Genomic DNA, 1,697 nt, shown 5'->3' with positions numbered 1-1,697 from the left:
GGTTCCCACCGGGGCGCCGGTCGGTAATGATGCCGCTCCCCCGGAAGAGTTCGCACGGTTCTGGCCGCGCTTTCGTGGTCCGAACGGTGATGGCATTTCCCCTCATCCGAACCCACCCGTGGAATGGAATGCGGAAGAAGGTCGGGGTGTTCTCTGGAAAACGCCGATCGATCTTCCCGGCCACAATTCGCCCGTTGTCTGGGACAAATTGGTTTTTGTGACGGGGGCGACGGAAGACCGCCGGGTGTGCTATGCACTGGATGCCGACTCCGGCAAGGTGCTCTGGCAACGGGAGATTCCGCCTACACCCGAGAGTCGAGGCAAGAAACCGAAGGTCATGAAGGACACCGGGTTTGCCGCCCCCACAGTGGCCACCGACGGCCGCCGCGTTTACGCCATCTTCGCCAATGGGGACCTGGCCGCCCTTGATTTTCAGGGAAACGTTGTGTGGGTCAAGGGATTGGGAATCCCGGATAACGCCTATGGACACGCTTCCTCCCTGTGTACTTACAAAAACTGGGTGATCGTGCTCTTCGATCAGGGAGAACCCGATGACGACAAATCCAAATTGTTTGCGATCGAAGGGCCCACCGGCCGGGTTGTCTGGGAGGTCACACGTCCCACGGGCAATTCGTGGACCAGCCCTATCATTGTCAGCTTGGCCGGAAAACCACAACTGATCACCGTGGCCAATCCGTTCGTGATTTCTTACAACCCGGAGAACGGCAGCGAATGGTGGCGGTTTGACGGCACAACGGGAGATTGCGGGCCTTCGCCCATCGCCCATGGTGATCTTGTCATTGCTGGAGGCGAATATTCCTACTACATGTACGGCATTCGAGGGGACGGATCGGGGGATGTCACCAAGACGCACAAGGTGTGGGAGGCGGAAGACGCCCTGCCGGACACCTGCAGTCCGCTGGCTTTCGATCATTACGTGTTATGGATGTCTTCCACATCGGTTCTGGCGTGCTACAACGTTAACACCGGTGAGAAATTGTGGGAACATGAGTTCCCGGACAACACCTTTGCCTCCTCGCCTTCTTACGCTGGTGGCAGGGTGTACCTGTTTTCCAAAGAGGGCGCGTGCTGGGTGGGGACTGTTACCGACCAGGAATTCAAGATCGAACACGAAAATTCGCTGGGCGAAGGCTGTGTGACCAGCCCCGCTTTTCAGCCCGGCCGACTGTATATCCGTGGCGAAAAGCACATGTTTTGCATCAGTCAATGATGTGTCGAGAGGCCAAAAATCATGGAGAATTCCTGGCATTCGAAACAGCAGCAAAGCATGTGGCGACCAACGCGATCCTCCGACCGAGCGCGGTCGTTTTTCGGGGCAGATGTTCGACTCGGAAGCTAAACAGGTTACAATTACAACAGCGTCAGTAAACAAAAATCGCCCCCCGATGGAGGTGGCCGATCTCGGCTGGCAAAAAGCGTTCCTTTGAATTGGCCGTCCATGAAAAAAGCAAACGTCGTGTCTCTGTCTTCCGCGGTGAGTGCCCGCGGCTCGGTCTGCCAGCAGTCGTCGATTGATTTGCGTGTTGTTGACGAGATTGTGGAACGCTGCGGACGCGGGCCCGAGGCCGCGATTCCCATCCTCCAGGCCATTCAGAGCCATTTCCGCTATCTGCCCCAGGAGGCCCTGGAACGTGTCTGCGAATTGACGCAGGTTCGTCCGGCCCAACTGATCGGTG

At 57.5% G+C, this 1,697-nt stretch carries 2 protein-coding genes; both read left to right on the top strand.

From position 1 onward, the window contains the following. On the top strand, positions 1-1,231 hold a 1,231-nt coding region (locus H5U08_RS17935; RefSeq protein ID WP_297036256.1), incomplete at its 5' end, for a PQQ-binding-like beta-propeller repeat protein. Between the two features lie 228 nt (positions 1,232-1,459). After that, the coding region (locus H5U08_RS17930) for an NAD(P)H-dependent oxidoreductase subunit E (protein ID WP_297036253.1) at positions 1,460-1,697 on the top strand (238 nt) is incomplete at its 3' end.

This window comes from Thermogutta sp. (genome assembly GCF_014359955.1).
Classification (GTDB): Bacteria; Planctomycetota; Planctomycetia; order Pirellulales; family Thermoguttaceae; genus Thermogutta.
The sequence above is the reverse complement of the archived record's forward strand: the minus strand, read 5'-3'. Positions and strand labels throughout refer to the sequence as shown.